23 protein-coding genes and 1 pseudogene are annotated in these 25,576 nt (G+C 36.9%); 9 read left to right on the top strand and 15 right to left on the bottom strand.

Translation table 11 applies throughout. From position 1 onward, the window contains the following. Positions 1-547 precede the first annotated feature (547 nt). Complete coding sequence (locus tag ACFO3O_RS01190) at positions 548-1,639, bottom strand: hypothetical protein (protein ID WP_379976703.1); 1,092 nt, start codon at positions 1,637-1,639, stop codon at positions 548-550. A gap of 70 nt (positions 1,640-1,709) precedes the next feature. Then, the gene (locus ACFO3O_RS01185) at positions 1,710-3,116 is read right to left on the bottom strand and encodes a T9SS type A sorting domain-containing protein (RefSeq protein WP_379976702.1); all 1,407 of its coding nucleotides are present in this window, start codon (positions 3,114-3,116) and stop codon (positions 1,710-1,712) included. Positions 3,117-3,330: 214 nt separating this feature from the next. Between ACFO3O_RS01185 and ACFO3O_RS01180 the strand changes: the two genes are divergently transcribed. Continuing rightward, positions 3,331-4,521 (top strand): T9SS type A sorting domain-containing protein, encoded by a 1,191-nt coding sequence (locus ACFO3O_RS01180; RefSeq protein WP_379976701.1) that lies wholly within the window; start codon positions 3,331-3,333, stop codon positions 4,519-4,521. A gap of 53 nt (positions 4,522-4,574) precedes the next feature. Here the strand turns inward: ACFO3O_RS01180 and ACFO3O_RS01175 are convergent, their stop codons facing one another. The 11 genes from ACFO3O_RS01175 to ACFO3O_RS01125 form a co-directional block, all read right to left on the bottom strand. After that, on the bottom strand, positions 4,575-4,943 hold the full coding sequence (locus ACFO3O_RS01175) for a DUF2200 domain-containing protein (RefSeq protein ID WP_379976700.1): 369 nt from the start codon (positions 4,941-4,943) through the stop codon (positions 4,575-4,577). A gap of 84 nt (positions 4,944-5,027) precedes the next feature. Next, entirely contained in the window at positions 5,028-5,759 is a 732-nt protein-coding gene (locus ACFO3O_RS01170) for a hypothetical protein (protein ID WP_379976699.1), read from the bottom strand. A 401-nt stretch (positions 5,760-6,160) separates the two neighbouring features. Next, the gene (locus ACFO3O_RS01165; RefSeq protein ID WP_379976698.1) at positions 6,161-6,553 is read right to left on the bottom strand and encodes a DUF4174 domain-containing protein; all 393 of its coding nucleotides are present in this window, start codon (positions 6,551-6,553) and stop codon (positions 6,161-6,163) included. Positions 6,554-6,831: 278 nt separating this feature from the next. Beyond that, the gene (locus ACFO3O_RS01160; protein WP_379976697.1) at positions 6,832-9,189 is read right to left on the bottom strand and encodes an eCIS core domain-containing protein; all 2,358 of its coding nucleotides are present in this window, start codon (positions 9,187-9,189) and stop codon (positions 6,832-6,834) included. Between the two features lie 515 nt (positions 9,190-9,704). After that, positions 9,705-10,274 carry a hypothetical protein gene (locus tag ACFO3O_RS01155; protein ID WP_379976696.1) on the bottom strand — a complete coding sequence of 190 codons (570 nt, stop codon included), beginning with the start codon at positions 10,272-10,274 and terminating at the stop codon, positions 9,705-9,707. Positions 10,275-10,491: 217 nt separating this feature from the next. Beyond that, positions 10,492-10,866, bottom strand: a complete 375-nt coding sequence (locus ACFO3O_RS01150; protein WP_379976695.1) for an iron chaperone — start codon at positions 10,864-10,866, stop codon at positions 10,492-10,494. Between the two features lie 486 nt (positions 10,867-11,352). Continuing rightward, complete coding sequence (locus ACFO3O_RS01145) at positions 11,353-11,922, bottom strand: hypothetical protein (protein WP_379976694.1); 570 nt, start codon at positions 11,920-11,922, stop codon at positions 11,353-11,355. A 110-nt stretch (positions 11,923-12,032) separates the two neighbouring features. Then, entirely contained in the window at positions 12,033-12,620 is a 588-nt protein-coding gene (locus tag ACFO3O_RS01140; RefSeq protein ID WP_379976693.1) for a hypothetical protein, read from the bottom strand. A 126-nt stretch (positions 12,621-12,746) separates the two neighbouring features. Then, a complete protein-coding gene (locus ACFO3O_RS01135) occupies positions 12,747-13,145 on the bottom strand; it encodes a hypothetical protein (protein ID WP_379976691.1) in 399 nt (132 codons plus the stop codon). Positions 13,146-13,193: 48 nt separating this feature from the next. Beyond that, entirely contained in the window at positions 13,194-13,544 is a 351-nt protein-coding gene (locus ACFO3O_RS01130) for a hypothetical protein (RefSeq protein ID WP_379976690.1), read from the bottom strand. Next, complete coding sequence (locus ACFO3O_RS01125) at positions 13,544-13,771, bottom strand: hypothetical protein (RefSeq protein WP_379976689.1); 228 nt, start codon at positions 13,769-13,771, stop codon at positions 13,544-13,546. Before ACFO3O_RS01125 ends, ACFO3O_RS01130 begins: the two co-directional genes overlap by 1 nt. A gap of 345 nt (positions 13,772-14,116) precedes the next feature. On the opposite strand from ACFO3O_RS01125, the pseudogene ACFO3O_RS01120 reads away from it, so the two are divergent. Further along, positions 14,117-14,377 (top strand): annotated as a pseudogene (locus ACFO3O_RS01120) (transposase); the annotation flags it as partial. Positions 14,378-14,485: 108 nt separating this feature from the next. On the opposite strand, the gene ACFO3O_RS01115 reads toward ACFO3O_RS01120, so the two are convergent. Continuing rightward, the gene (locus ACFO3O_RS01115; protein WP_379976688.1) at positions 14,486-15,331 is read right to left on the bottom strand and encodes a hypothetical protein; all 846 of its coding nucleotides are present in this window, start codon (positions 15,329-15,331) and stop codon (positions 14,486-14,488) included. A 681-nt stretch (positions 15,332-16,012) separates the two neighbouring features. Between ACFO3O_RS01115 and typA the strand changes: the two genes are divergently transcribed. The 5 genes from typA (at position 16,013) to ACFO3O_RS01090 (ending at position 23,022) form a co-directional block, all read left to right on the top strand. Then, a complete protein-coding gene (typA, locus tag ACFO3O_RS01110) occupies positions 16,013-17,812 on the top strand; it encodes a translational GTPase TypA (RefSeq protein ID WP_379977227.1) in 1,800 nt (599 codons plus the stop codon). Positions 17,813-18,827: 1,015 nt separating this feature from the next. Beyond that, the gene (locus tag ACFO3O_RS01105) at positions 18,828-19,700 is read left to right on the top strand and encodes a GNAT family N-acetyltransferase (RefSeq protein ID WP_379976686.1); all 873 of its coding nucleotides are present in this window, start codon (positions 18,828-18,830) and stop codon (positions 19,698-19,700) included. Next, on the top strand, positions 19,697-20,797 hold the full coding sequence (locus ACFO3O_RS01100; protein WP_379976685.1) for a DegT/DnrJ/EryC1/StrS family aminotransferase: 1,101 nt from the start codon (positions 19,697-19,699) through the stop codon (positions 20,795-20,797). The genes ACFO3O_RS01105 and ACFO3O_RS01100 overlap by 4 nt, the downstream gene beginning before the upstream one ends. Then, positions 20,798-22,282 (top strand): O-antigen translocase, encoded by a 1,485-nt coding sequence (locus tag ACFO3O_RS01095; protein WP_379976684.1) that lies wholly within the window; start codon positions 20,798-20,800, stop codon positions 22,280-22,282. Further along, positions 22,282-23,022, top strand: a complete 741-nt coding sequence (locus ACFO3O_RS01090) for an acyltransferase (RefSeq protein WP_379976683.1) — start codon at positions 22,282-22,284, stop codon at positions 23,020-23,022. The genes ACFO3O_RS01095 and ACFO3O_RS01090 overlap by 1 nt, the downstream gene beginning before the upstream one ends. A gap of 3 nt (positions 23,023-23,025) precedes the next feature. Here the strand turns inward: ACFO3O_RS01090 and ACFO3O_RS01085 are convergent, their stop codons facing one another. Then, on the bottom strand, positions 23,026-24,174 hold the full coding sequence (locus ACFO3O_RS01085; RefSeq protein ID WP_379976682.1) for a glycosyltransferase: 1,149 nt from the start codon (positions 24,172-24,174) through the stop codon (positions 23,026-23,028). A gap of 39 nt (positions 24,175-24,213) precedes the next feature. On the opposite strand from ACFO3O_RS01085, the gene ACFO3O_RS01080 reads away from it, so the two are divergent. Further along, the gene (locus ACFO3O_RS01080) at positions 24,214-25,044 is read left to right on the top strand and encodes a glycosyltransferase family 2 protein (protein WP_379976681.1); all 831 of its coding nucleotides are present in this window, start codon (positions 24,214-24,216) and stop codon (positions 25,042-25,044) included. Then, positions 25,045-25,452, top strand: coding sequence for a sugar 3,4-ketoisomerase (locus ACFO3O_RS01075; RefSeq protein WP_379976680.1), 408 nt, complete (start codon positions 25,045-25,047; stop codon positions 25,450-25,452). The last annotated feature ends 124 nt before the right edge of the window (positions 25,453-25,576 follow it).

The following is a 25,576-nucleotide window of genomic DNA, read 5'->3' as shown; positions in this document are numbered from 1 at the left end:
TTAAACAAATTAATAGGAGGAAGTCAATTAGAAGAAGTGACGTGTTCATCGGGATCTCAACATAATTCCCAATGTGGTTATTCTTGCGATCCTAATTTATGTACCTCAAAAGAGCCTTGGGGTTGTTAATAGGTATGATAGATGGTGATCTTATTACATAAGATTCCTACTCATTTATATAAAATATATGGAAATGAGGTTGTCTAAAAAGGAATGTAAGCTTGTCAAACTGAACCTGTCGAAGTTTTTTAATGTATTGATTTCCAATACTCCTTCGACAAGCTCAGGATGACAATTTATCCAGTTTACTACTTTTTAGACAGCCTCATTCTTTTGTTGTTTTTTAAAGAGTAACACGTACGCATTCTTTTCTGCATCATTATTTATACCTGTTATTAATTGAATTTACTGGAAAAGAAAACGATGATTTTTTTCTTTATATGAGAAAGAAAACTAAAGCATAGCCTAAGCTACGGTTTCTTTTTTCTTGTGAAATAGAAAGGAAAAAAGGGTGTTTTATTACAGTAAATTCAATTGGTAAATGGTATTACTCTTCCAACCATAATTTTTGTTCATACCACGGATAGGGAAGGTCAGTTGGAGTTTCATAGGTAAACTCTGATTTTTCCTCACCTGTTAACCAGTCTACCCAACCCCATTTCCCTTCTTTTTTTACGGCAAGCCTTGGGATTTGATCTTCTTCTGTTGTGTAGCGTTTGTAGTCTTCATAGATGCACGGGACGGTTTGTCTTGCATCTTCATCATACGACCAATAGGATAAATAAAACCCAACCTTGCCATCGTTGAAAACTGCCGTATAGTTTCCATTCCATTGGAAATGATGAAGAGAATCGTATTTCATAGGAATAGCCTCAACAATACGGTCTCCTAAGTACTGATACAGTCCCCATTTATGTGTTTTGGCACTTCTTGCTTTAAACAGACCATCCCCATTGTTACCATCTAGATCTATAATGTCTATATTGTCTCTTTCAGAATCGTCGTTAAAGGCTTTAAATATCTCTATAGAATACTCATTAAATCCATAAGGATCGGTGGTTTTTGGAAGCGCTTCTACAGAGGCATAGTCACAGTTGAATACATATTTTTGGTGATACCAATCGTAAATTCCCCATTTTTCATTGTTTAGTACAGGCACATGCGTCCCTTTATTTTGTTCCCAATCTATGGCTTGAAAAAAGTCCTTTGCATCCATATAATAAACATCATAGCTGTCTCCATATTGGATAATAATCCCTGTTTTCTTTTTGGATGGGACTTCGGCAACTTTTACCTCAAATCCCTGTAGATAATCAACTCGATCACTTTCTTCTTTGTTTACGGAGATAAATACTCCTATTTCCTTGTATTTGGGCTCAATCTGTTCGTTGACATCATCCACATTAGTACTAACATTCCCTTCTTCATTTATATCCTCTGTCATGGAAACTAGGTAAAGGCCTACTTTTTTCTTGACTTTAACGATAGCAGTCCAAGTAGTAGTATTACTGTAGGGAGCTTCCCAACAAATCACTTTTTTTCCTTTTGTCTTTTCCAATAGTTGAGCGTCCCAATGGGGCTCTTGTGCGTAGGTGAGAATGGATAGTAGTAAGAAGGCGTGTGTAAGAAGCAGTTTCATGGTTTGGGTTTCATCTTTGTTACTCTTAACGCGTATTGAATAGGATTAGTTGTGTGCTACTATCTTTTATTTACTTTTTAATGAATGTAATTGTCTTAGAAAATAAGGCAGTGTTTTGAATATTCAAAAAATAATACCCAGCGGGTAATTGAGAAACGTCAATAGTGTTATTTTCTATTTCTATAGTTAGTTCTTGTCCTGTAAGCGTGTATACTGTTACGGTAGTGATGTCTTTTTCTCCTGTAATAGTGAGTAGGTTATTAACAGGATTTGGTGTGATCGTATATGGCGAGACTTTAGTCTCTTGAATGGATAAAGTACCTGTATTTAGATACCAAGCTACTTTGTCATCTCCACTAGAAGCAGAGACGATGTCCAATAACCCATCATTATTAAAATCGGCAGCTTGTACATTTCTTGTGAAATCAACTTCTGTTGTGATGACGCGTTCTGTAGTAAATGCTGCTAGATCTTGATCATATTCAATCCAAGAAATCTGATCAAAATTTCTAAAATATTTAATAATATCATTGTCACCGTCGTCATCAATATCAAAAAAGCGATAGACATCAAACGTATCTTCAAAAATATCTACTAGAACACCAAAGTTTCCCATATTATCTAGATTTTCTAACCAACTAAGTTTTCTATAATAAAACTCTGGAAAGTCAAGCTCTGCAATAAAAACCACATCTTTTAAATCATCATTATTAATATCTGCAAACTGAAGCTCGTACACACTTGTTTGATCAGATACAGTAGGTTCGGTAAAATAATCGTATTGATGTAAAACGGTTGCATCCTGAAAAGAGGCATTTCCAGTGTTTTGGTACCAAATAATGGTGGCAGGACCTTCATTTTCGTGAGAAGTAAGGATGTCTTCAAAAGTATCGTTATTAATATCTGCAATCACTAATTTGCTTAGTCTCGATAAATTATCAAATAATAGTTCTGGTTCACTGAAAACTCCCGATCCATCAATATTTTCATACCATCGTATGGTATCTGTAAACGTATCTGTATACGAACTTATGAGATCTATATCTCCATCATTATCAAAATCCATAGGTACGACACTGTCAATATAATCTTCTTCTGCGATCTCTTGTTCGGGGCCAAAAGTACCTTCACCATCTGTATTTTCTAGCCAAACCAGACGTCTGGGGTTGTTTTCAATAAATAAAATATCACGATCTCCATCTGTATCAATATCTGTAAAATGTATAGATAAGTACAAGACTGGGTTGGAATTAATTAGGATTTCTTCACTAAAGGTCCCCAAACCATCCGTATTTCTAAACCATGACAATGAAAGATTTTCTCCAAAAGCCACCAATACATCCATCGCTCCGTCATTATCTATATCATAGGGTTGGGCGATGTATGGGGAGGATGTGGTTGTTGAGATAATTTGCTGTTCTTCAAATTGAGCAACTACGGCATGGCTTATTAGAAATATCGTGATGAAAAAAAGCATTCTCATGAATTTGCCATTTAATTCGTTGTGAGGTAAATATATAAAAAGTAACACAAGTTACTATGGGGTTATTCGTTTTATACGTAAGTCATATCTAAACATACGTATATTTTCGAATTATGTAGGTATGTATATATCTGAAAAAGTATGCTGTTTTATACGCTTTCGCGAAAGCATATTAATCCTTACCTTCAAGGCATCAAAGAATCTGATCATGAGAGTACTACTATTTTGCTTCCTACTTTTCTATTCATTTATAAACTATGCACAAGACGCATGGACGCAACTGAATGATTTTCCTTTTGAGGCATATTCAAATTCAAGTTTTGTTATTGAGGGAGAAGCTTATGTCGCTGTCAGGGAAGGTATAAATCAATCAAATTCTCCATCTAGTTTATATAAGTATACTTCATCAAATGATAGTTGGGAGTTTGTTGCAGCGTTTCCTTCTAGTGTACTATTTCTAGCCGATCCTTTTGTGATAGATGATCGTGTCTTTTTTATAGGGCTTAGTTCTAATGATGATATCTCTGAGTTGTGGGAATTTGGTATTGTAGCAAGTACATGGGAGCAACGTACAGGGTATCCCTTTGTAGATTCAGCACTCTTTGGTTATCATGCTACTGCATTTACTATAAGTGGATTAGGATATGTTATAGGTATTACGGAACAAGAGGATATAAGTAATTTTGCTTCTTATGATCCAGAAACAGATAGCTGGACAGAAAGAGCGCCGTTTTTAGGGCCAAATGAGGGATCAAATGTAGGTTTTGTACTTGATTCTAATGGATATATACTTTTTGGCTCAAAATTTAAATCATTTCACAATGACTTATGGAAGTATGATCCCATTACAGATCAGTGGGAACAAAAAGAATCAATTCCAGAAAATTTTTTATTTGATCCCGCAGTGTTTGTTATACAGGATCAAGCATATGTCGGTTTAGGGCTATTGGACTTAGGTATTTTAAATACCATTTTTAGACGTTATAATCCTATTAATGATTCTTGGGAGGCTATTGAATCGCCACAATTTCAATCGGGTACTCCTTTTGGTTTTACCATTAATGATATAGGATATGTTGGCGTGGGGTATGACGATCCTTTTGCTCCAAATACGAGTCCTAGTAATGAAATTTGGCGTCTCGATCCAGAACTTTTATCGGTCACAGATGTTAACACGACAGAAATTTCTTTATATCCAAACCCAGCAACTGATGTGATGTTTATAGAGAGTGCGCTCCCCATTCAACAAATAACGGTGTATAACGTCTTAGGGCAAGCCATACTCACCGAGCGAATTCAAAATAATCAACTAGATGTATCATCGCTTTCTAAAGGAATCTATCTTGTGAAATTAACAAGTGATGCAGGAATTTTTACACAGCGGTTGGTCAAGGATTAATCCCCATTAATGAAAAGAACCTGTTTCTAGACACACTATTTTTAGCTATTATTTTATGTTGCTTGTCGCAAAATCTTCTCCATTTTTCTTCCTTTGGCCAATTCATCGACCAGCTTATCTAAGTAGCGTGCTTCTCTAGTAAGTGGCGTTTCAATATCCTCGATTCTATACCCACAAATGACACCTTTGATCAGATGTGCATTTGGATGTAATGTGGCTTTTGCAAAAAAGGTTTCAAAGGTCACTTTTTGGTCAATGAGTTCTTGTAATTTTTTGTCACCATACCCTGTCAACCATTCGATGACTTGGTGTAATTCTTCTTTTGTGCGTCCTTTCTTCTCCACTTTATTCACATAATGAGGATATACGGAGGCAAATATCATGTTTGCGATGCGTGCATCATGTTCTGGTGTTGTGGTCATCTTGTATCGTTTTTATGATATTCCTTTTCTATTTTTTTAGCTCTTTAATAGGTTCCTACCGCTTTTTTTGGATAGTTTATACTTTCATTTGATTTCGGTTTCTAATAATGCTAAAATTGAATTTAGTTCATTCATTAAGGGAGTGTAGTGTGATGTTTCTGTTGCTTTGCTAGTCAAATAAAACATCAACATATTGTTTTCAAATTCCAATGATTTTAATAAATTCAAATTACTTACGTTACTATCTGCCTTATGGTAATTTAGTTCAGAATTAGGGTTTGTTTGCTCAAAGATCGTTTTGATACTATATTCGTTTGTTCTAAACATATCAAGTACTCTCACTCTTTGAACACCTAGTTCTTGCTCTTGTCTCGCCACGTCTTCCAGCGTTGATTCCCAATTTGTTAATAGTACTCTGAGGGTGTCATTGGCAATATCCTTTAAGCTACCAGAGTTGATGATTTCATTCAGTAGCGAATTATTTGCATTGAAAGAGATGTCTGAAGAAAAAGAGCGAAAGAGTAATTCTGAGAATTGTTTTTCATTGAGTGATACTGTCGGATTTGAAATAGTTTCCAGTATCGTCTTAACGCCCACATAGTTTTGCTTATTTACCTCTAGTAGTTCATTGAGTTTTCGCTGACTGGTTATAAATTCTTGTTGTAACCCTTTAAGGTAGGTTTGTTCTTTTTTTAAGGTTATTTTTTGCTGTTGACTATTATTGATAGCAACCGCAATTAAAATTCCAATAACAACAAGTATGATTTCTCCGAGTGCATATAAGAGGTATTTGCTGAATTTGTTTTCAACAAGCATTTTTTGGCGAATTTTCCTAAAGAGTTTTATCATGGATTAACAGTTGATTATCATCGTAGAAAATGCTAATATTACTAGATCCAATACTGGGATTTCCCAATAGGCTTTGATGATGATTTTTATTCTAATGTCAATATACTAATTTTTGGAAAAAGTACGTTAAGCAGGAACTTTTGACTTTGGAAACTAGTGAGGGGATTCAAAGAGTTGCTTCATCCTATATACGCTCCTGTCTGCCGAACAGGCAGGTTCGCGAAAGCGCACTCATAAAAACGAACTGTGTAATAATTGCCTTTTAAAAATGTAGTATTTTTTTGATTGGATACTAGTAGCGATCTAGCGGGAGTAGGGATAAAAAGTGTTGTAGGAATAGAATGTCTAAGGCTGGCGCTAACTAAGGTTTAATTTTTCCTTTCATTTTTTCTCATGGGCATTGAATCTATTCGTTTAAAAAGAGCCTCTTTTGTCAGGATTTCGGTTTGTTGTAATTTGACGTGTCCGTCTAGTCCTATCAATAGTACTTCAAATACTTCTGTATCATTAAGCATACTTTGGGCTAGTTTCTCTGAAACGTTGCCAGTATCATTCAACGCACTGTTTTTATAATTTGTGACTGTATAATGATTGTTGTTTATTGTATACAGTATCAATTTTCGATCAATGAATTCTTCTGCTAAATTTTTAAATTCCTCTAACTGCGCTTTGTATTTTTTTGATTCGGTATCTACTATTTTAACGATTAGAATTCGATTTTCCCATTGATGTTTTTCTAAATCTTGTCCGTGAGTAGTCATGTATGAAAAGTTAATGATGAGTATGATAATGTTGGTTAGGAAGCTATTATTCATTGTAATCTTTTACGTTAGGAGTTTCTAAAGCGGGCGACAAGCAATATAGGAAACTCTTTTTTAATGAGGTAATTGAATTGGCTTGATGTTATAACAGTTGAATCTACTCTGACCGTAACATCATAGACAAAATTTAGATTCACAGATCTTGTATTTCTTTTTTTGATGACACATGAACTTACTACGAGTAAAATCTATAAAAAAATAGTTATGATTTATATTTTTCACTTTGTACTACTTAAATTCGTATCGGCTATTATTTCATTCAGTCGATTTCTCCACGTTGATGGTAAATTTGGATCTCTCAGCGCTCGATTAATAATATCAGAATCACTCAGTCTTGATAGAGTACCCCATGTAGTAGCTTTAGCTGTCCCTGACCCTACAGACCTAATCGCATTTCTGAAAATCGGACGAACACGCGCTGGTAAATTGATATAGCAGCTAATCAATGCTGCGAGTCCTTTTTCAGATCTCATTACGTCACTTATTCGGCGTTTGGATGTAGAAATACTTGTTCCCAAAACCTTAATATTTTGCCCGAATCTTATTTTTATGGCAGGAAGCGCATACTTTTTTGTTGCCATTTCTATTTGTGCACGTTGTACCTGAATATAATGACCTGCCTTGACGAATGCGGCTGTTAAAACAGGACTTTTCCGAATGGCTTCCAAGGCAGGTCTTCCACGCTTGATAGTACCTGTAACTACATCAACAACAGTTGCCTGAGCTTTATTGATACGATTATTTTTGATATTATATTCAACGTCAATACCGTATTTTTGAAAGAGATCACGAAATTCGGTAGGAGAATCATTCTTTATTAATGCCAGAAGTTTTTCCAAACTCCTTAAGCCTGCAAATTGTATAAATCCAAATGAAACAATAGCTCGATCATAAGTGTTAACGGCATCGAAACGTCCTTCCGCATGTTCAACCCATTTCAATGCCTTTCCCTGTGCGTTGTTTAACCCATAAGCCGTATATTCTTTAACAGGATGATTCGGTTGAGCTGTTCCTCTTGTTGTTAGTCCCTTGGCTGAAACAGTATGTCCTGACCGAACAGGTCCATAAAAAGAACTTTTAACATGTTGCTTAGCTTTATTTTTAAAGGAAAATGAATGCACACTATAATCTCTCATTAATATAAATGTGGCATCGTTAGGCGCTACAACTTTTGCGGTCCAGATTTTAGTACCGAGAAGGTTTTTGCGAGCCCACCAACCAACATCTTTCCCTCTTGGGTTTTTTCTTCGGTGCCTTGGATTCTGAAATTTAACAATTGCACGAATCGTACGAGGGATGTGTTTTGGTTTTATATAAACAGGCTGGGAAGGATAAGTAGCTTGATTAGCTTGGATAATTGTATTGGGATTCTCAGACGTAGCATTTGCTGATGATAGAATTTTTAATTCTACCAAACGTTTTTGAACATTTAATAGATCTGTAGGAACATTCCCATTTGTAATATTCCCTACCGATGCTGTTAATCCTCCACCAAGTTCTTGAGCACCACTAACCGTAGTAAGTCCTATGGCTTTTCTATTTTTTTTGATATTTTGAATATCTCGTGTGGAAGGGCTTGAGGTAGCGGTATTCAAATATTGATGCGCAGCGCCATGTCTGTCAATCCGACCATCGGGGCTTTTTGACCCAATAACCACTCGTTGAAAAGATTTTATAGCAGCTATTAATTTCGGCAAATTCTTATCGGAAATAGTAGGAATAGCAGTAAGTCGATTTGATGGAGATAGCTGTTGCTGTGTTGGCCGTTCACTCTTCGCATCTGCTATACTCATAAACCCTAATGCTATTAGCTCATTTATTGCCGTGTTCACATCGGGTGCTAGATTTTTACCTCGCTTTCCTACACTATCCATAAAATCAACAGCATATTTAAAAGCAGCCATTCTTTGAATCATACCTTGACTATTTGACTGTTGGACAACATGGGTAAGTTCATGAGCCAAAAGCCTACTGCCTTCTTTTGAATGTGAATCAAATTTATCCTTGTTGAAATAGATATCATCTTTATTGGTAAAAGCTTGTGCTCCTATTGCATTATTCATTTGAACCGCTCTAGAGTCGGTATGAATTTTTACTGAACTAAAATCGGTTCCAAAAGCAGATTCCATAGTATTTCTAACATCTTTTGTCAATGGATTGCCTTTTCCTTTAGAATCGCTCAGTTGATGTTCAATGGACTTCGCTTGAACGAGGGAATTATCTTCACTTCCAAAAACAGGCTTTCGCATAACATCCATTTCTTCCATGCTCTTTTCCTTCATTTGTATTTCTTCTTCTTGTTCATGCATTTCGCCTTTCTTTTGAATAGGCAATGAAGAATTTGGTTTTTCCAGTGTCCGAACAACTTTTTCTGCGGTCATATCTGCTTCCTGTTCGTATGTATCGTTTGGCTGACCAATTGTTGGTTTGGTCTGGATGGTAGAAGGACTAAAAAATGGTTCTTCTATTTCGTTGGGCTTAGAAAAAAAACGTCCATCTCCATCCTTATTGAAGAAAGGTTTTGAAGAGTGTACATTTGAATGTAATTTATTCTTACTATTTGAAGGTGTCTTCATACCATTAGAATTATAATTACGTTACTTGTATAATAGCAGCCATTGGTTGCGCCATGAACAGTATATCAGCAAATTAGCGTTTGCTTTCCGATACACACTTAGCGAAATCTTATGGTTTGTTTTTTTTTGTGTCAAAGCGAAACCCCAAAGATTTCAAGACCTCATAAAATAGGCGAACCTTAACGTTTAATGCAGAAGCTGTATTGTTTACAGGTTGTGCGCCTGTTGCACAAGTTTTTATTAAAGATAGTGATATTGCGTAACTTATTATATACAAGGTGTTACCATTTTTCAGGAGAAATGATTTAATAGTTTTCAATGAAGTGATTGTGTTCCAGAAGCTAATTTTTACAGATATCTAAAAGCTGCTTTAGATTTGGATTTTTTATAGGTAGATGTAGCACAGTATTATGGATGCCATTTACAAACTGGCGGGAGCGGGAGTTATGGTTGTTTACGCTTTCGCGAAAGCGTATAAAAGAGTATTTGTTATTTAGGCAAGCACTAGCAAGTGACTAACGAAGGCTATCTTTTTTCTTAATATACTCAATCACCAAATCGTTATAACAATGCATTGAAGTAAACATAGTACAACTTGAACTGATAAGTTCGATACCATGTTGATCCCTTAGTCTTTTTTCAAATTCCCAATTGGGATTATATTCATCTTGGAAGTATTTAATTTCTTTATTTTTTACATCAGCTTCAAACCGTTTTTCTATTTTTGAACCACAATCACGTTCAAAATATTCATAATATGCTGCTATTCCATTATTACATGTAATTCTATCGTAATTGGTTTTTGCTAAACGCAAATTGAAAAAAACCGAAATCGTAAGTGCGGTAATTATCCCGAGATGTATGAGTTTTAATACTTCTTTTAGGTTGATTTTTTTAAAACAGACAATAAGCCATAGACCTCCATACATCATAAGACCTAGAATTGCCAAAAAATAGAAAATCTTAGCGTTACTTAAATCTGGAATTGCACTGGCAACTGGATCACGATATTTTGTATTGACTACAATAAGAATCGCATCAATGACAAACAACGCTATGGCAATATATTTAATTTTGGATTGCATTTACATGTTGAATAACTTTATTAAAAATAGATGGTTTTGTAAAAATACTATGATTAATTATTTCGATAAATAACTATTAATTATAGTTTGTTACTTCGCTCCCGCCACGCTTCAAGCGTGGCGGGAGCGGGGTATGAATGGAGAGGTTCACGTACGGTTCTGTGAGAGGTTTAGGGGTGAGATTCCCCTTTACCTACTCGACTGGTAACTGGCTTTTTTAATATTTCCATTTTGCTCCATTTTCTTCGGCATCCTTTTTTCTATATTCAGCAATTTTTCGGATAAGATTTTCTGGGAGAGGTTTATCATAGTAAAATTGAACAGAATCCTGTTTAGTTGTGTATTCACCAAGTTCTTTTTCAAATGGTTTCAGAGATGGGCCAGTTGGTATAAAACTCAAATGAGATTTATAAGCAGCATATGCAAAAAGTATGGTTATTGACTCAAATACTGGTTTCCCCCATTTCAGTCCTTCTTTTGCTTCTGGAACAATACTTTTTAAAATCGAACGTAATTCTTTTATTTTCGATTGAGCGATTTCAGGTAATTGCTCAATATATTCTTCTACATTGGTCGGTTTCTTTTTTTTCATTTTACTTTTTTCAGCTTGTTGCCAACGTACCGGCTATGAAGCGTGGCGCAGAGCGACATGATTTATACACTTTGTGTGTGCCCAGTATGGGCATCTTTGTTTTATAGCAATATAAAATATTCATTTAGAGGGTGCAAGTCCCTTATGGGCAGGGGTAATCCTTCGGCTATCGCTCAGGACAGGCTCTTTGAACCATTAGTAAGTCGCAAGGTTGCTAACCGTGAGGTTAGGACTGAAGAGGGCAGAGCGTTTAAAAAATGTCTAGTAGACATTTTTAGCGAATGAGCCAGCAGGTGTAGGTTTCAAAAGAAGTCGACACTTAGCTGTAAAATGGCTAAGGCGTATAACTAGGGATTATCCAAACCTGTTTTATCATTGGGCATTAGGTTATCAGTTAACCTAAAGGAATTGACTGCATACTAAGAGCCGTATGAATTGAGAGGTTCACGTACGGTTCTGTGAGAGGTTTAGGGGTGAGATTCCCCTTTACCTACTCGACTGTAAAACGTTTTTTATTCCGTTTTCAAATTCCGCTGTTAATTTATTCACTTTTCTTTTATTCGCAAACCAATGAAAAGGTGAAGGACTTGAGTGTAGTCCGAACGATATACAATTCACTAACAAATCAGTTCCGTCGTAAATTATTGTCATTTGTTTTCCCCAATCAGTTCCTGAAACTTTCCAAGAAAAATTGATTATTGCTATCTGTTTATTATTCGCTGAAATATTCCATTCATTTTTTTCCGCAATCTTTTTAATCAGATTTGAGTTTTTTCCTCTCGATATTCCTTTAATCCGCTTTAATTTATACACATTGAAAATTGAATAAATCATAAATCCTCCAATTGTTAGTGTGAAAATTAGAAAGGTAAGAGATAGTCCAATCGGTTCGTCTTTGTTTAAATTCGAATTTAATTCCATTATCGCTATAAATGGAAACATTCCAACAAGCATTAATGGAAGCAAATATTCGAATAATTTTTCGAGAAACCATTGTCTCGTAATCAACTTTCCAGCTTTTTTAGATTTCGATATATCAATTGCAATTCTGTTCACTCAAATGTTATTCTATAAAGATGATAATGACATAATTGATAAAAAAGTAGTTAATCCAAAATAAAATGTAGGCTTCCCCTGATTAGAACTGTTTAATGAGAGGAGGTCATCTAGTCTTCCCAATAAAACAGACAATCAAACACTTTAAATGGCGGCTCTGAAAGAATAGTTGGGATAGATATTTTAAATTCTAATTTTTTATCTAATTCTACTTTAGTCAAAACACTTATTCCATACTGATTTAGGATATTCTGAATTTCATTTAATTCAATTCCCCAATCACTTTCTGGTGTTGTTCCAATATCTTCTGGTTCTATATAATGCGAACTACCTGACTGCCCTTTATCTTTATTAAATGTCTTGTGCCAAGTTCCTTCTCCGTAAACGGAAAATGGAGCCATTCGGCATAAATACATCATTAACCCATTCGTTTCTCCAGTTCTTAATTCTCCATCTTGTGATATTTTAGTGTCACTTTTATCTGTTTTTGATAAATAAAGATGAACATAAGAACTAAATCCACTTCCGTAATGATTAAAATCAGCTTCAACTTGAATTGATTTAATATCTTTTAGCCTGCCAACTATCTGCTTTAAGTATTCATCCGATTTTTTCCATTTCCCCGAAGAGAATGGTGGAAAATCCCCTTTGGTCTTTCCTTTCACTAAATCAGTTAAATATTCCTTTTCAAATTCCATCTTCTAATTGGCTATAACGGTTTGTGTATGATTTTTTACGGGAAAAGGACGCGAGTCGTTTTCCGATGTTGCGGAAAGATAATTAATAAGATTGAATTTCCGTTGAGGTAATTCAGCCGCAATTAATTATACGCCTTGTTGTGGTGTCGTTTTTTTTATTTTTAATTCAGTTCCAATTTCAGGTTTTAATTTCTGTTTTTTCTTCTCAGGCTTAATTAAATACATATAAACACCATTTTTTCTTTTATTCAATTCTTTGTCCACTGCTATTTTTCTTTCCGTTAGAGTTTTGAAAACACTATCTATGTGCATAGAATCAGTTTCACATTCAAAATACTTTTCGGATTTGTCTAAAATTAAAATTCCGTGATGAACTCTTTTTTTAATTATCCAAGTTTCGTCTGTATTCAAGTCAATTATTTCAGTGTTCGGTGGAATTCCGTTTATATTATGTTGCAATTCTGTCAAAAGTCCGACTCCTGTGATGTTAAAACACTCAACAATTTTCACAAAGTTTGGTATCATATTTTATTAATTTCAGTCTTTTTGAGTTGGTTGTGCAACGGTTACCGGTTAGGCAACGTTTTTGTTCCGAATATATAATTCAGTTTCATTTCTTTCGAAAGGTGGTTGAACAATTTTTTCTTCCCATTCTTTATCAATTAATGGAAATTTCTCTAATAATTCCTTAAGAAAAACTCTCCATCCAACACATTCTTCTGTTATCAGTAAAGATTTATTCAAATGCTCAATTTCAAAACAGATTTCGTCAATCGTTATTAAATCTACTTTGTAAGCGGTTATTTTGTCAATTAAATTCCATTCAACCAAAGAAACTCCGTTATTGTGAGTGACTTGAAATCCGTTGCTATTCAGTTCAATTTTTCCTTTTGTATTTTTAGTATTTCCTTTTTTCCAAAACATTATTTCTTTTGCTTAGTGTATTTCTCATAATCATTGAAACCTAAATCATCAATTTTTATTTCAAACGAGTCAGCTTGACTTTTTATTAATTCAATAATTTCATAGTATCCAAATTCGATTCCACTATAATAATCCGATTTGTTTTTCTCCGCTTTTAATTCCGCATTTCTTTCTTTTATGAGATAAATTAAATCTCTAAAATAATGTTTTAAAGTCTCAGGTTTCATCTTTGGTCAAATGTTGGGTAACGGTTTGTGTATGAAACGTAGCGTACTAAAAGACACTAGCTTGTCGGATTAACACAGAGCCGAATTTTTATATTTTCTATTTAACTTTTAATTTCTATATATAAAAATAAAAATTTGACGGACTTAATAAAGAAGTAAAAACCTCTCTAAAAGCCTATGATAGCAATGAACTATAGCCGGTGTGCCTGTTGCACAAGTCTTGCTAAAAATACATAAAATTAGTAACTTGTTGTATGTAAGGATTTAAGATTTATCAGGAGAAATTACTTAATAGTTTTCAATTAAGTGATCGCGTTCCAGAAACTAATTTTTATAGACGGTTAAAAACGACAGAGTACAGTAGAACCCGTTTTTGGTACGCTAACCCAATTTATGGGGCTGAGGAAGATCCATACGATAGGACTTCAACAAGCAAATAAGGTAATGCACCTTTCAGCCATGCCGTATAATCTGAAGAAGTATCTCAAATTCACTCATAAAAAGGTGAAAAGTGGGGTAGGAATCTCAAAGTTTACTGTTTTTGCAAAAACGCTTTTTTTTGGGTCAAAAGGAGGTGTTGTACGCTCCTTAAAAATTCACTTTTAGGATGTAGGATAGAAAATAAAGTCCCCTTAAAACGTCTTATAGGCACTTGCTTTTTAGAAAATTATAGGGTTGTGCAACGGTTACCGGTGTTAGCAGCTGTTTTTATATTTACTTTATTGTGTATTTGTTAAGAGTGAAATTTTCGGTAATTAAATTTAAGATATCATCTTTTTTGGTCTTAATATCGGGAGCATAAATTTGACTATAAATAAAGGATAAGTCTTCTTCTTTATTTACGACATCAATTAAGTAGCTAATATAACCTGAATCCCATACAACTTCGACCTCATAAGTTCCTTCAAAATTCATTGGTAATGTCGTAAAGTACAGTTCTCTTAATACTTCATGTTTAGGTATTGAGCCAATTGATAATTCTCTAGCAGGGTCTATGGTTTTAAACCTTTTATCCGGTTCTTGAGAAATAGATGACTTACCTACAGTTACATATTGTCCTATAAGTTTTCCATAAACGTCATTAAATTTTAATTTTACGTTTTTCAATGGATATTCTCCGCTATTTATAACATTGAAATCGAGAATTTTAAAATCAATAGTTTCTTCTGTGTTCCGGCCTTTAAATGCTCTACTTTGATATCCACTAATGACTATTATTGGATAGCTTCCATAACTAGTATTATATCTTAAAGATTCATTGGAAAGTTCTATATTCTTAACTGTTAACGTCTTGTTTTCCTCTTGTAGTTTCAAAGATTCATTGGACAACTCTATATTTTTAACTGTATAAGTCTTGTTTTCCTCTTGAAGTTCAAGTAGTTTTTTTTGGGAAGCTTCGAAACGTAGTCTATAATCTTTTGCTTCAGCTTCCTGAATTTCGGCTTGCTTTTTCTCCTTAATCTTTTCATTGTATTGAACAATAGCTGTTATAATTGAAAAAACACCGATAATTATAGCAAAAAAAAGTGTAATCATAGGATTTCTTGAATTTTTATTCATTCTTTTTAAATTGCTGCTAACTAGTGTATATCATGACCTCTATAATAATTCTATATAAAGCGATCCCTTTCAAATGTAACTGAATTTTTAAGAAATATGCCTGTTATGTGTTGCTATTTAGAGGTTTTGTGCGTTTAGATTATTATTTACTATCGTTTACAAACGACTACAAATAGGTATAAACGTTTGAAATCGGTTATAAACATACCTCTTTGAAATTAGAGTTTGTTACGGCTTTCCGTAATTTTGGAAGAGTATAATGCCATTAACTTTTTGTAGAAGAGAAAAAGAAGCGCGGATACGAGCATCCTATGTGTTAACATAACACTCATGCTTCTGAAATCAGCCCTATGTCTGACGTCCTAAAGTCCTACGTCTAGATGAATTTTCGCGCACCTGACTACCGCAAGGCAGAAGCAAAAAAAACAATCCTTTCACCAGAAAATAAACATCAAATTCCTAACGCTTTGTATACGCTAATAACTACCTATACCTAAGGTTTTTTGATCTTCTAGAAACCCTCCCCAATGCTACGAAATCGTTATCATTCTATTATTCTAGTACAAGCGGTTATTTATCCATTAAAAAAGAGTACTTTTGCACCGCCAAAAACGGCTGGTAATCACTAGGCGTTTTTTTAAAAGGCATTTAATTTAAAAGACCCCGTTTACTCGGGCATAGATTATGGATATTAGAAACATCGCCATCATTGCACACGTTGACCACGGTAAGACCACCCTAGTCGACAAGATTATGTATCACTGTGAACTTTTTCGTGAAAACGAATCCAAAGGAGAACTCATCCTTGATAATAATGATCTAGAACGTGAGCGTGGGATTACTATTACATCTAAGAATGTATCTGTGATGTATAAAGGAACCAAAATTAATATTATTGACACCCCTGGTCACGCCGACTTTGGAGGAGAGGTAGAGCGTGTACTAAACATGGCAGACGGGGTGTGTTTGCTAGTGGATGCTTTTGAAGGACCCATGCCACAAACACGTTTTGTATTACAAAAAGCATTAGACTTAGGGTTGAAGCCTTGTGTAGTGATCAATAAAGTGGATAAAGAAAACTGTACGCCAGAAGAAGTACATGAAAAGGTATTTGATCTGATGTTCGAATTGGGTGCCGAAGAGTGGCAGTTAGACTTTCCTACCGTATACGGAAGCGCAAAGAATAACTGGATGAGTGATGACTGGCAAAATGAAACTGATTCGATTGAGCCATTACTAGAAATGGTGATGAACAATATTCCTGCACCAAAAATTGCTGAGGGAAATACGCAGATGTTAATTACATCGTTAGATTTCTCTTCCTTTACAGGACGTATCGCGATCGGACGTTTAAATCGTGGCGAACTGAAAGAAGGAATGCAAGTATCGTTGGTGAAGCGTGATGGAACGATCAAGAAAACACGTATCAAAGAATTACACACGTTTGATGGTTTAGGTCGTTTGAAAGTAGAAAGCGTACAAGCTGGTGATATTTGTGCGATTGTTGGACTAGAAGGGTTTGAAATTGGTGATACTGTTGCCGATCTTGAAAATCCAGAAGGATTAGCTACCATTGCCATTGATGAGCCAACGATGAGTATGTTATTCTCTATTAACGATTCTCCTTTCTTCGGAAAAGATGGAAAGTTTGTGACGTCGCGTCATATCAAAGATCGTTTAACAAGAGAATTAGAAAAAAACCTAGCCCTTCGTGTCAATGATACCGATAGTGCGGATAAATTCTTAGTATACGGTCGTGGGGTGATGCACCTCTCTGTATTAATAGAAACGATGCGTCGTGAAGGATATGAATTACAAATTGGGCAACCGCAAGTAATTATCAAAGAAATAGACGGTGTCAAATGTGAGCCTATCGAAGAGCTTACCATTGACCTTCCAGAAAATGTATCAGGAAAAGCGGTTGAGTTTGTGACCATGCGTAAAGGAGAAATGCTCTCTATGGAAGCAAAAGGAGAACGTATGATTATCGAGTTTATGATCCCATCACGTGGTATCATCGGACTCCGTAATCAGTTGCTGACCGCTACGGCTGGAGAGGCCATTATGGCACACCGTTTTAAAGAATACCAACCGTTTAAAGGAGAAATCCCTGGGCGTATTAGTGGTTCTTTAGTGTCTATGGAAAACGGAAGTGCGATTCCATATTCTATCGATAAACTACAGGATCGTGGGAAGTTTTTTGTATCACCAGGAGAAGATATTTATGAAGGTCAGGTGATCGGTGAAAACTCACGTCAGGATGATATGAACATCAATATCACCAAAGCTAAAAAGCAAAGTAACGTACGTTCTTCAGGAGCAGATGACAAGGCAAAAATTGTCCCTGCAATCAAATTCTCTTTAGAAGAAGCCTTAGAATACATTCAGAAAGATGAGTATGTAGAGGTGACTCCAAATCATTTACGTTTACGTAAAGTGCATTTAAAAGAAGTAGACCGTAAGCGTAACAAGATTGTATAATCTAATGTAGCGACAAGATATATAGCCCTGTTCTTCTAGAATGGGGCTTTTTTTATACGCTTTCGCGAAAGCGTATTAAGAGAAAACGAAAAATAGAGTGTTACTTTATTTTTGATGTGAGGTTTCAAATAGACATTTCTGCAAGATTTCATGATCTCTCCCTTCCGTCTGTGTCTCATTCTTCGACACATCCACCTTCCCTCGCTGAGGGAAGGAGTTTTTGATTTAGTTTTTATAGAATGTTTTAGTTCCCCCTTCGGGGGTTAGGGGGCTTCTCTCCCTTCCGTCTATAACTCGTTCCTCATTATAGCCACCTTCCCTCGCTGAGGGAAGGAGTTTTTGATTTAGTTTTTATAGTAAGTTTTAGTTCCCCCTTCGGGGGTTGGGGGGGGCTCTCCCTTCCGTCTGTGTCTCATTCTTCGACACATCCACCTTCCCTCGCTGAGGGAAGGAGCCTTGTTTTAGTTTTTATTACGAACTTGTGCCTGTATGTAGAAACATTTACAGTACGCATAGCATTGCAACTGTCTGGTTGAGCGCAGTCGAAACCTATTCTTTGTAGTTCGACATATTCTCAACGGTTCTCGAATGGATATTAAAACCAAAAATAGAGTAGTACTCTATTTTAGAGTGTTACTCTATTTTTGAATTACCAATAACTAAATATTGAAGTATATAGATTGGAGATTAGCGATTGGAGATTTTTGATTTTTGAAGTACAGAGTAAGAGTTCCCCCTTCGGGGGCTAGGGGGCCTCTCCCCTTCGGGGGCTAGGGGGCTTCTCTCCTTCGGGGGTTAGGGGGCATTTTATATCTTAGCGAGAAGAATTACAGGATGTGTAAACGATAGTTTCCATTTTATCGTTATCTATGTAATACGCTAAGTAACCAAAACCAATATTATAAACAATACAACGCAATATACCGTACAAACGTACCAAGCTTCCCATCGCAATGCGTGGAATGAGTTGATCGCTTCCGCGAAAAATGCTACGTTTCTGTTTCACAGAGATTTTATGGAGTATCACAGTGATCGTTTTACAGATCACTCGCTACTCATTCATAAAGGCTCCAAACTCGTTGCCGTACTTCCTGCTAATGTACTAGCAAATCAGCTGTACAGTCATCAGGGATTGACCTATGGGGGTTTGGTGTTGTCTCCCAAAGTAAAATTGGTCGATGTGATCGAAATCAGTCAAATACTTTTGAAGCATCTACACGACCAAGGAATCACAAAACTCCATCTTAAAGAACTTCCTCCGTTTTATAGTTCGTTGCCTTCAGAAGAAATGGCATATGCCTTACAGTTATTAAAAGCTAGCTGTATACGCGTTGATACGGCTTCGGTGATTGATTATCGCAACAGACTTTCCATACAATCTAATAGAGTAGAAGGAGTAAAAAAAGCTCAAAAGCAAGGCTTGCGTATCGCAGAAACACCGAATTTTAAGGAGTTTTGGAATGAGATATTACTCCCTAATCTAGAAAAACGCCATGATGCGACTCCTACACATACACTGAAAGAAATACAATCGCTTCACGCGAAATTCCCTAAAAACATCCGACAATTTAATGTCTATAAAGAAGATCAGATCGTTGCGGGAGCGACTATTTTTGAAACCAAGACCACTGCACACGTGCAGTATATCTCCGCCAATGCTCAGAAACAAGAACTAGGCGCTTTGGACTTTCTTTTTGAACAACTCATCACCGACACCTTTGCGGGAAAATGGTATTTTGATTTCGGGATTTCGAATGAGCAGCAAGGACAAAAATTGAACAAAGGGCTTTCCTATTGGAAAGAATGCTTTGGTGCGCGTACTTTTGTACATCGGTTTTATGAAATTGAAACCGCAAACCATCACCTTTTAAACGACGTGTTTTTATGATTCCATTTTTAGATCTACGTGCGATCAATGCTCCGTATGATGCCGAGTTTCAGGAAAAATTCGCTGCTTTTCTAGAAAAAGGATGGTACATTCTTGGGGATGAGGTACGCCTCTTTGAAGAGGAGTTTGCCGCCTACTGTGGCACAAAATACGGCATCGGCACTGCCAACGGATTGGATGCTTTGCGCATGATTCTAGAAGGCTATAAAATCCTTGGGAAGCTTGCTGAAGGCGATGAGGTTCTGGTGGCTTCCAATACCTATATTGCTACGATTTTAGGCATCCAACAAGCAGGATTGGTTCCGGTGTTAGTAGAAGCGGATGCGACTACCTATAATTTCGATTTTACAGATCTTCAACAGAAACTGACTCCAAAAACCAAAGTGATCATGCCGACACATCTGTATGGGCAATTAGCCGATATGGAGCGGGTGTCTGCTTTCGCGAAAGCAAACTCATTACTCGTCGTCACAGACTCCGCGCAATCTCATGGGGCGATGAACGCTCAGGGAAAACGCAGTGGAAGTCTAGGTGATGCTTCGGGATTTAGTTTTTATCCCACCAAAAATTTAGGGGCGTTAGGAGACGGAGGAGTTATAACCACCAACGATAAAGCCCTCGCCGAGGTCATACGATCGTATCGTAATTACGGATTTAAAGAGCGCTATGTGAGTGCATACAGAGGAATTAACTCTCGTCTGGATGAGGTGCAGGCGCTATTTTTACGGATTAAGTTGCGGGATTTGGATACCGCCAATGACCGAAGACGTGCGATAGCCAAACGGTATCTACAAGAGATCCAAAACCCTAAATTGATCCTACCTGAGTGGAAAGGAGATGACTCACATGTGTTTCATCTTTTTGTCATCCGATGCACTACTCGAGATCATTTACGTACGTATCTTACCGAGCAGGGCGTAGGAACGATTATTCATTACCCGATTCCACCGCATCAGCAAGAGGCATTGCTGGAATATGCGCATTTGTCGTTTCCAGTCACAGAGCAGATTCACAAGGAAGTGATTAGTATTCCGCTGAGTCCAGTGATGGATGATGCCACTGTTGCTGAGGTCATTTCTATTCTAAACAATTACTAATTGGAAGACGAGAAAAAGTCATATCAACAAGTGATGAAAGCTACTTCACTCTTTGGAGGTGTGCAGGTGATTCGTATTCTAGTAACAGTGATTCGCTCCAAAATCATGGCGCTTTTGTTAGGGCCCGAAGGGGTCGGGATCTCGAATCTATTAACACGCCCCTTGCAATTAATTACTGTAGCTACGCAATTAGGACTTGATAAGAGTGCGGTCAAAGAAATTTCGGCACACCACAAAAAAGGGGAAGAGCCCCAAGCTTACCGAATGATTGCGATCCTAAAACGCTTGGTGTGGATTACCGCCTTGATTGGAGCACTTTTTACCGTCGTTTTTTCAGGGGTTTTGAGTTGGTTTACGTTTGATTCGTATGAGTACACCTACACCTTTATGTGGCTAGGATTGGCGGTGGTTTTTAATCAACTCGCCATGAGCAATCTTGCTATTTTACAAGGGTTACGGAAGTTGGCTTTTTTAGCGAAAGCGAATATCTACGGAGCTATCGCAGGGCTTATCGTGACCATTCCGTTGTATTATTACCTGAAATTAGACGGAATTTTACCCGCTATTGTCATGACGTCTGGATTTGTGTTTCTATTTGCGTATTTCTTTGCAAAGCAAACAATTAAGACACATGCTTCGGTAACCAATAAAATGGTGTTGTCGGAAGGGAAACCAATGATCAAACTCGGTTTAGCACTTAGTTTTAGTAGCATCATCGGATTAATTGTCGCCTACCTTATTTTGGTCTATATCCGCGCTGAAGGCGGAAAAATAGAAGCTGGTTTTTACGGGGCTGGAATTGCGATTCTCAATAATTATGTAGGGCTCATTTTTAATGCCATGTCCACTGATTATTATCCAAGGCTTGCCGCTGTATGTGATGATATCAAAGCGGTGGTCAAAACGGTTTTTGAGCAAGCATTTATTGCTTTACTCCTGATTACTCCTGTAGTAATCGTTTTTATTGCGTTTGCCCCTTTATTTATCTCTTTATTGTATTCTGACGAGTTTGAGCCGGCGGTAGCGCTGGTACGCTGGGGAATTTTAGGCATGGTGTTTAAAGCCGTTTCTTGGTCTATGGGCTATGTGATTATTGCCAAAGGCGATTCAAAACTCTTTACCAAAACCGCTGTTTTTTTTAATAGTATTTTATTGGCTTTAAATATACTCGGCTACTATTTTAGGGGATTAGAAGGGATTGGGATGAGTTTGTTCGCATACTTCATTATTCATTATGTAGGCGTCCGAATCATTACCTATTATCGCTACGGATTTCAAATGAAACCTGCGTTTTATCCTGTTTTTTTAATCTGTTTATTGCTTTGTGGTGCAGCCTTTATGGCGACGTATATCGAGGCTCCGCTATTTAAATATGGGGTGCTTATCGGTTTAATTGTAATTTCTTCGCTATATTCATTTCGATTATTAGATACCAAAATTGGCTTCCGATCCTTAGTGAATACCATCTTAAAGAGAAAAAAATAATGAGCGCATTGAATCCTTTACGAAGAGTACGTAAGCGTTGGAGAGCTTTCTGGTCTGTGAACTGGATCAAGACCTATTATTTTAATCTGAAAATGTTTTCTTTTCAAACTGCGCTAAAACTTCCTGTTTTTATATATGGAGATTATAAATTGACCAACCTAAGTGGTCGTGTGGTGATCGATGCTCCTATCAAAAAAGGGATGATTGGTTTTGGGCATCCGTTTGAGGCGCAGACCCGTTCTAGAGGTATTGGAGAAATTGTGATTGTAGGAACGGTGGTGTTTAAAGGCTATGTGCATTTTGGAAAAGATGTCTATTTTCAGATAGGGAAGAATGCACATTGTGAGATGGGTAATTTTTCTTGTCTAGGTTCGCAAACGACCTTGATTTGTAGAGAACGCATCATCATAGGCGATTATGTGCGAATCGCGTATGAAACGCAATTGTTAGACTCTGTTTTTCATCAGCTGATTGATTTGAAAACCAATACAAAAAAGCCAAAAACCGCTCCCATTGCGATAGGAAACTACAACTGGATTGGCAACCGAACGACGATTATGAAAGGAACCATCACCCCTGATTATATGACGGTGGGGTCTAATTCGCTTTGTAATAAAGATTATTCAGCCTTAGGAAATCATGTGCTTATTGGCGGAATTCCTGCCAAACTGCTCAAAACGGATATTACCCGTGATTGGGAAGGAGAGCAACATATTTTGGATAGTCTGGTGCGGAAATAAACCCTAAGTATCCTTTTGCCATATATCAAGATACTTTTGTGCAATCATCACATGGTCGTGGTATTTTTCTACAAAGGCCCTGGCATTATGCGCAATTTCTTTAATACGTTCGGGATGCAGAATTAACTGTTCTAACTCACTAGCAATGTGTGCTGGGTCTGGAGTGGCGTCTATGGCAACGGTGTGTGTGAGTTGGTAGTGTTCTTTAAAATGAGATCCAGCTCCAGTAAAGACCACTTTTCCTTTAGCCATGGCTTCTAACGCATTGTATCCCTGATCGTGAGAATACACTTGGTCCAATAAAATATGTGCCTTATCGTATGCATTGATATAATCTGCATACGGCAAGGATTCTACCGTGATGATCTCTATGTGTGTTGCATATTTTTTATGGACAATCCGTAAAGCTTCTTCAAAAATATCATTTCCCTTTTTCAAGTAATTCGATCGGTTTATGCCATGAAAAATGACTATTTTCTCTTGGATAGGCGCTACGTGAAAGTGCAACCTTTCTATGTTGATAGGGGTAGGAATCAAGTCTGTTACTTTCTTTTGTCCCTTGAGTCCTATGAGGTAATCCATATCGGTAGGGATGATGGCTTGTACTTTTTTTTCTAAAAACGCATAATGAGCTTTGTGTTTTTGAGTCACATACTTTAGTGAAGGACTATAATAATTGGCAAGCGATGCATCCTTCAAATAAGGGGTCAGCATATGATACGGTAATTGGGTATCATGGAGTAAACTTTCTACCCAAGGCGTATCCGTACCACAGGCTGATAAGAAAAGGGCTTTGTTGTGTTGTTCTAAAAAAGCAATGCATTTTTTCTCTTTGGGAAGGGTCGTGCGAATGCTCCACGAATTGATCAACTGCACCACATCATATCCTTTTAGCTGTTCGCGCTGTTTCCAAAATCGATAGCCGATTTCTAGCGCCGTGAGATCTCGTTTTGTAAGCGTAAATACAAGGTTTTTAATCTTAGTTGTCAGCCAGTTGGCATTGACGAGTGTCGGTGCCACAGAAATATCGACCGGATATTTTTTAAAAGCATCTCCAGTACCCACAATCGTGACCGTATGACCTAAAGAGATCAATCCTTCTTTTAAAGAATTATGAAAACGACTATATTCGCCTAGTAAGAGTATATTCATGTGTTGAATGACTGTTTCAAATATACTATAATCCACTAGATGAAACCTGCTTCTGTCCCTTTTGAAATTTTAATTTCGACCATGTTTCGGTCGGATCTTTCATTTTTGGATCCCATGTTTCCCAATGGAGAAGTGCATACGTATCCTATTTTGATTATCAATCAAACAGATAGCAAACGACACATTACTTCATTACAGCCTAACGTACGTGTCATCAACACCGAAGAGAGAGGGTTGCCCCAAAGTCGGAATATGGCGATACAACATGCTATAGGGGAGGTTTGTCTCGTGGCAGATGATGATGTGACGTATGTTCCTAATTTGCAATCGATCATTCTTGGAGGGTACATAACCTATCCAGATGCTGCGGTGGTCACCTTTCAGTTACAAAAGACAAATGGTAAGATCTTTAGGAAATATCCTAAGGTGACTAGGCACACCAATCATTCGTATAAAACAGTCAATGGTGTGGTAATTAGTTTTAAAAAAGATGTTTTGTTGCAACATAACGTGTTGTATAATCCGCATTTTGGACTCGGAGCGATTTTTAGCGGCGCCAATGAATATGTGTTTATGCGCAATGTGATGAAAGCAAAACTCCCTGCGTATTTTATACCGAAAGTCATTCTCACCCATCCTGATGTCAGTTCAGGGCAGGATTTAGGTAGCGACCGACTTTTGTATCTTAGAGGAGCGCTGGCGTATAAATGTTACGGAATTTGGGGCTATCTTTGGGTGCTTAAGTATGTGTTTTTCTTAGTGAGACATAAAATTATTAAGACAGGGTCCGCTTTCGCGAAAGCAAAAACAGGTTTTTCAGGAATTAAAAAATATAAACAACTCGTGGCTTCTGGTCAAGAACGTAGATAAATGGTAGATCAAATCACATTAGTAGACATCCCCAGAATAACAGATCCTCGTGGCAATTTAGCAGTGATCGAAAAAGATACGCTTCCTTACAAAGCGCAACGCGTGTATTATCTATATGACGTGCCGAGCGATGCGTATCGTGGCGGACATTCTCATAAGGAATGCATGGAGTTTCTAGTAGCATTGAGCGGAAGTTTTGACGTAGTGCTGGACGATGGAACAAACAAAAAACGAATCACACTGAATAAGCCCAATAAAGGGTTACTGATTCCTACGGGAATGTGGCGCGAATTGGAAGATTTTTCGTCAGGAGCAGTGTGTTTGGTGCTGGCTTCTCACGAGTATGAAGAAGCTGATTATATACGTGAGTATGATGCTTTTCTTGCTTCAGTTAATGATGCTAAATAACGTGAGTTCGATATAAGTTTTCTTCTTTTTCTCCAGTATAACAAGGGATTTCCGTTAAAAATTTTTGAAGCCTTGGAAAAAATTTAGGAAATTCTTTGTGGTTTTTCGCTTTACGCGAAAAAAT

The sequence above is a fragment of the Dokdonia ponticola genome (assembly GCF_042653865.1).
Lineage (GTDB): Bacteria > Bacteroidota > Bacteroidia > Flavobacteriales > Flavobacteriaceae > Dokdonia > Dokdonia ponticola.
The sequence above is the reverse complement of the archived record's forward strand: the minus strand, read 5'-3'. Positions and strand labels throughout refer to the sequence as shown.

What these genes read in the sequence shown, in the direction of transcription:
- ACFO3O_RS01190 (WP_379976703.1), bottom strand. Translation starts at nt 1,639, where the DNA reads ATGAAACTGCTTCTTACACACGCCTTCTTACTACTATCCATTCTCACC.
- ACFO3O_RS01180 (WP_379976701.1), top strand. Translation starts at nt 3,331, where the DNA reads ATGAGAGTACTACTATTTTGCTTCCTACTTTTCTATTCATTTATAAAC.
- ACFO3O_RS01115 (WP_379976688.1), bottom strand. Translation starts at nt 15,331, where the DNA reads ATGAATAAAAATTCAAGAAATCCTATGATTACACTTTTTTTTGCTATA.
- ACFO3O_RS01100 (WP_379976685.1), top strand. Translation starts at nt 19,697, where the DNA reads ATGATTCCATTTTTAGATCTACGTGCGATCAATGCTCCGTATGATGCC.
- ACFO3O_RS01165 (WP_379976698.1), bottom strand. Translation starts at nt 6,553, where the DNA reads ATGACTACTCACGGACAAGATTTAGAAAAACATCAATGGGAAAATCGA.
- ACFO3O_RS01150 (WP_379976695.1), bottom strand. Translation starts at nt 10,866, where the DNA reads ATGAAAAAAAAGAAACCGACCAATGTAGAAGAATATATTGAGCAATTA.
- ACFO3O_RS01085 (WP_379976682.1), bottom strand. Translation starts at nt 24,174, where the DNA reads ATGAATATACTCTTACTAGGCGAATATAGTCGTTTTCATAATTCTTTA.
- ACFO3O_RS01170 (WP_379976699.1), bottom strand. Translation starts at nt 5,759, where the DNA reads ATGCTTGTTGAAAACAAATTCAGCAAATACCTCTTATATGCACTCGGA.
- ACFO3O_RS01135 (WP_379976691.1), bottom strand. Translation starts at nt 13,145, where the DNA reads ATGATACCAAACTTTGTGAAAATTGTTGAGTGTTTTAACATCACAGGA.
- ACFO3O_RS01075 (WP_379976680.1), top strand. Translation starts at nt 25,045, where the DNA reads ATGGTAGATCAAATCACATTAGTAGACATCCCCAGAATAACAGATCCT.
- ACFO3O_RS01125 (WP_379976689.1), bottom strand. Translation starts at nt 13,771, where the DNA reads ATGAAACCTGAGACTTTAAAACATTATTTTAGAGATTTAATTTATCTC.
- ACFO3O_RS01090 (WP_379976683.1), top strand. Translation starts at nt 22,282, where the DNA reads ATGAGCGCATTGAATCCTTTACGAAGAGTACGTAAGCGTTGGAGAGCT.
- ACFO3O_RS01080 (WP_379976681.1), top strand. Translation starts at nt 24,214, where the DNA reads ATGAAACCTGCTTCTGTCCCTTTTGAAATTTTAATTTCGACCATGTTT.
- ACFO3O_RS01175 (WP_379976700.1), bottom strand. Translation starts at nt 4,943, where the DNA reads ATGACCACAACACCAGAACATGATGCACGCATCGCAAACATGATATTT.
- ACFO3O_RS01105 (WP_379976686.1), top strand. Translation starts at nt 18,828, where the DNA reads ATGGAGTATCACAGTGATCGTTTTACAGATCACTCGCTACTCATTCAT.
- ACFO3O_RS01185 (WP_379976702.1), bottom strand. Translation starts at nt 3,116, where the DNA reads ATGCTTTTTTTCATCACGATATTTCTAATAAGCCATGCCGTAGTTGCT.
- ACFO3O_RS01140 (WP_379976693.1), bottom strand. Translation starts at nt 12,620, where the DNA reads ATGGAATTTGAAAAGGAATATTTAACTGATTTAGTGAAAGGAAAGACC.
- ACFO3O_RS01155 (WP_379976696.1), bottom strand. Translation starts at nt 10,274, where the DNA reads ATGCAATCCAAAATTAAATATATTGCCATAGCGTTGTTTGTCATTGAT.
- ACFO3O_RS01130 (WP_379976690.1), bottom strand. Translation starts at nt 13,544, where the DNA reads ATGTTTTGGAAAAAAGGAAATACTAAAAATACAAAAGGAAAAATTGAA.
- ACFO3O_RS01160 (WP_379976697.1), bottom strand. Translation starts at nt 9,189, where the DNA reads ATGAAGACACCTTCAAATAGTAAGAATAAATTACATTCAAATGTACAC.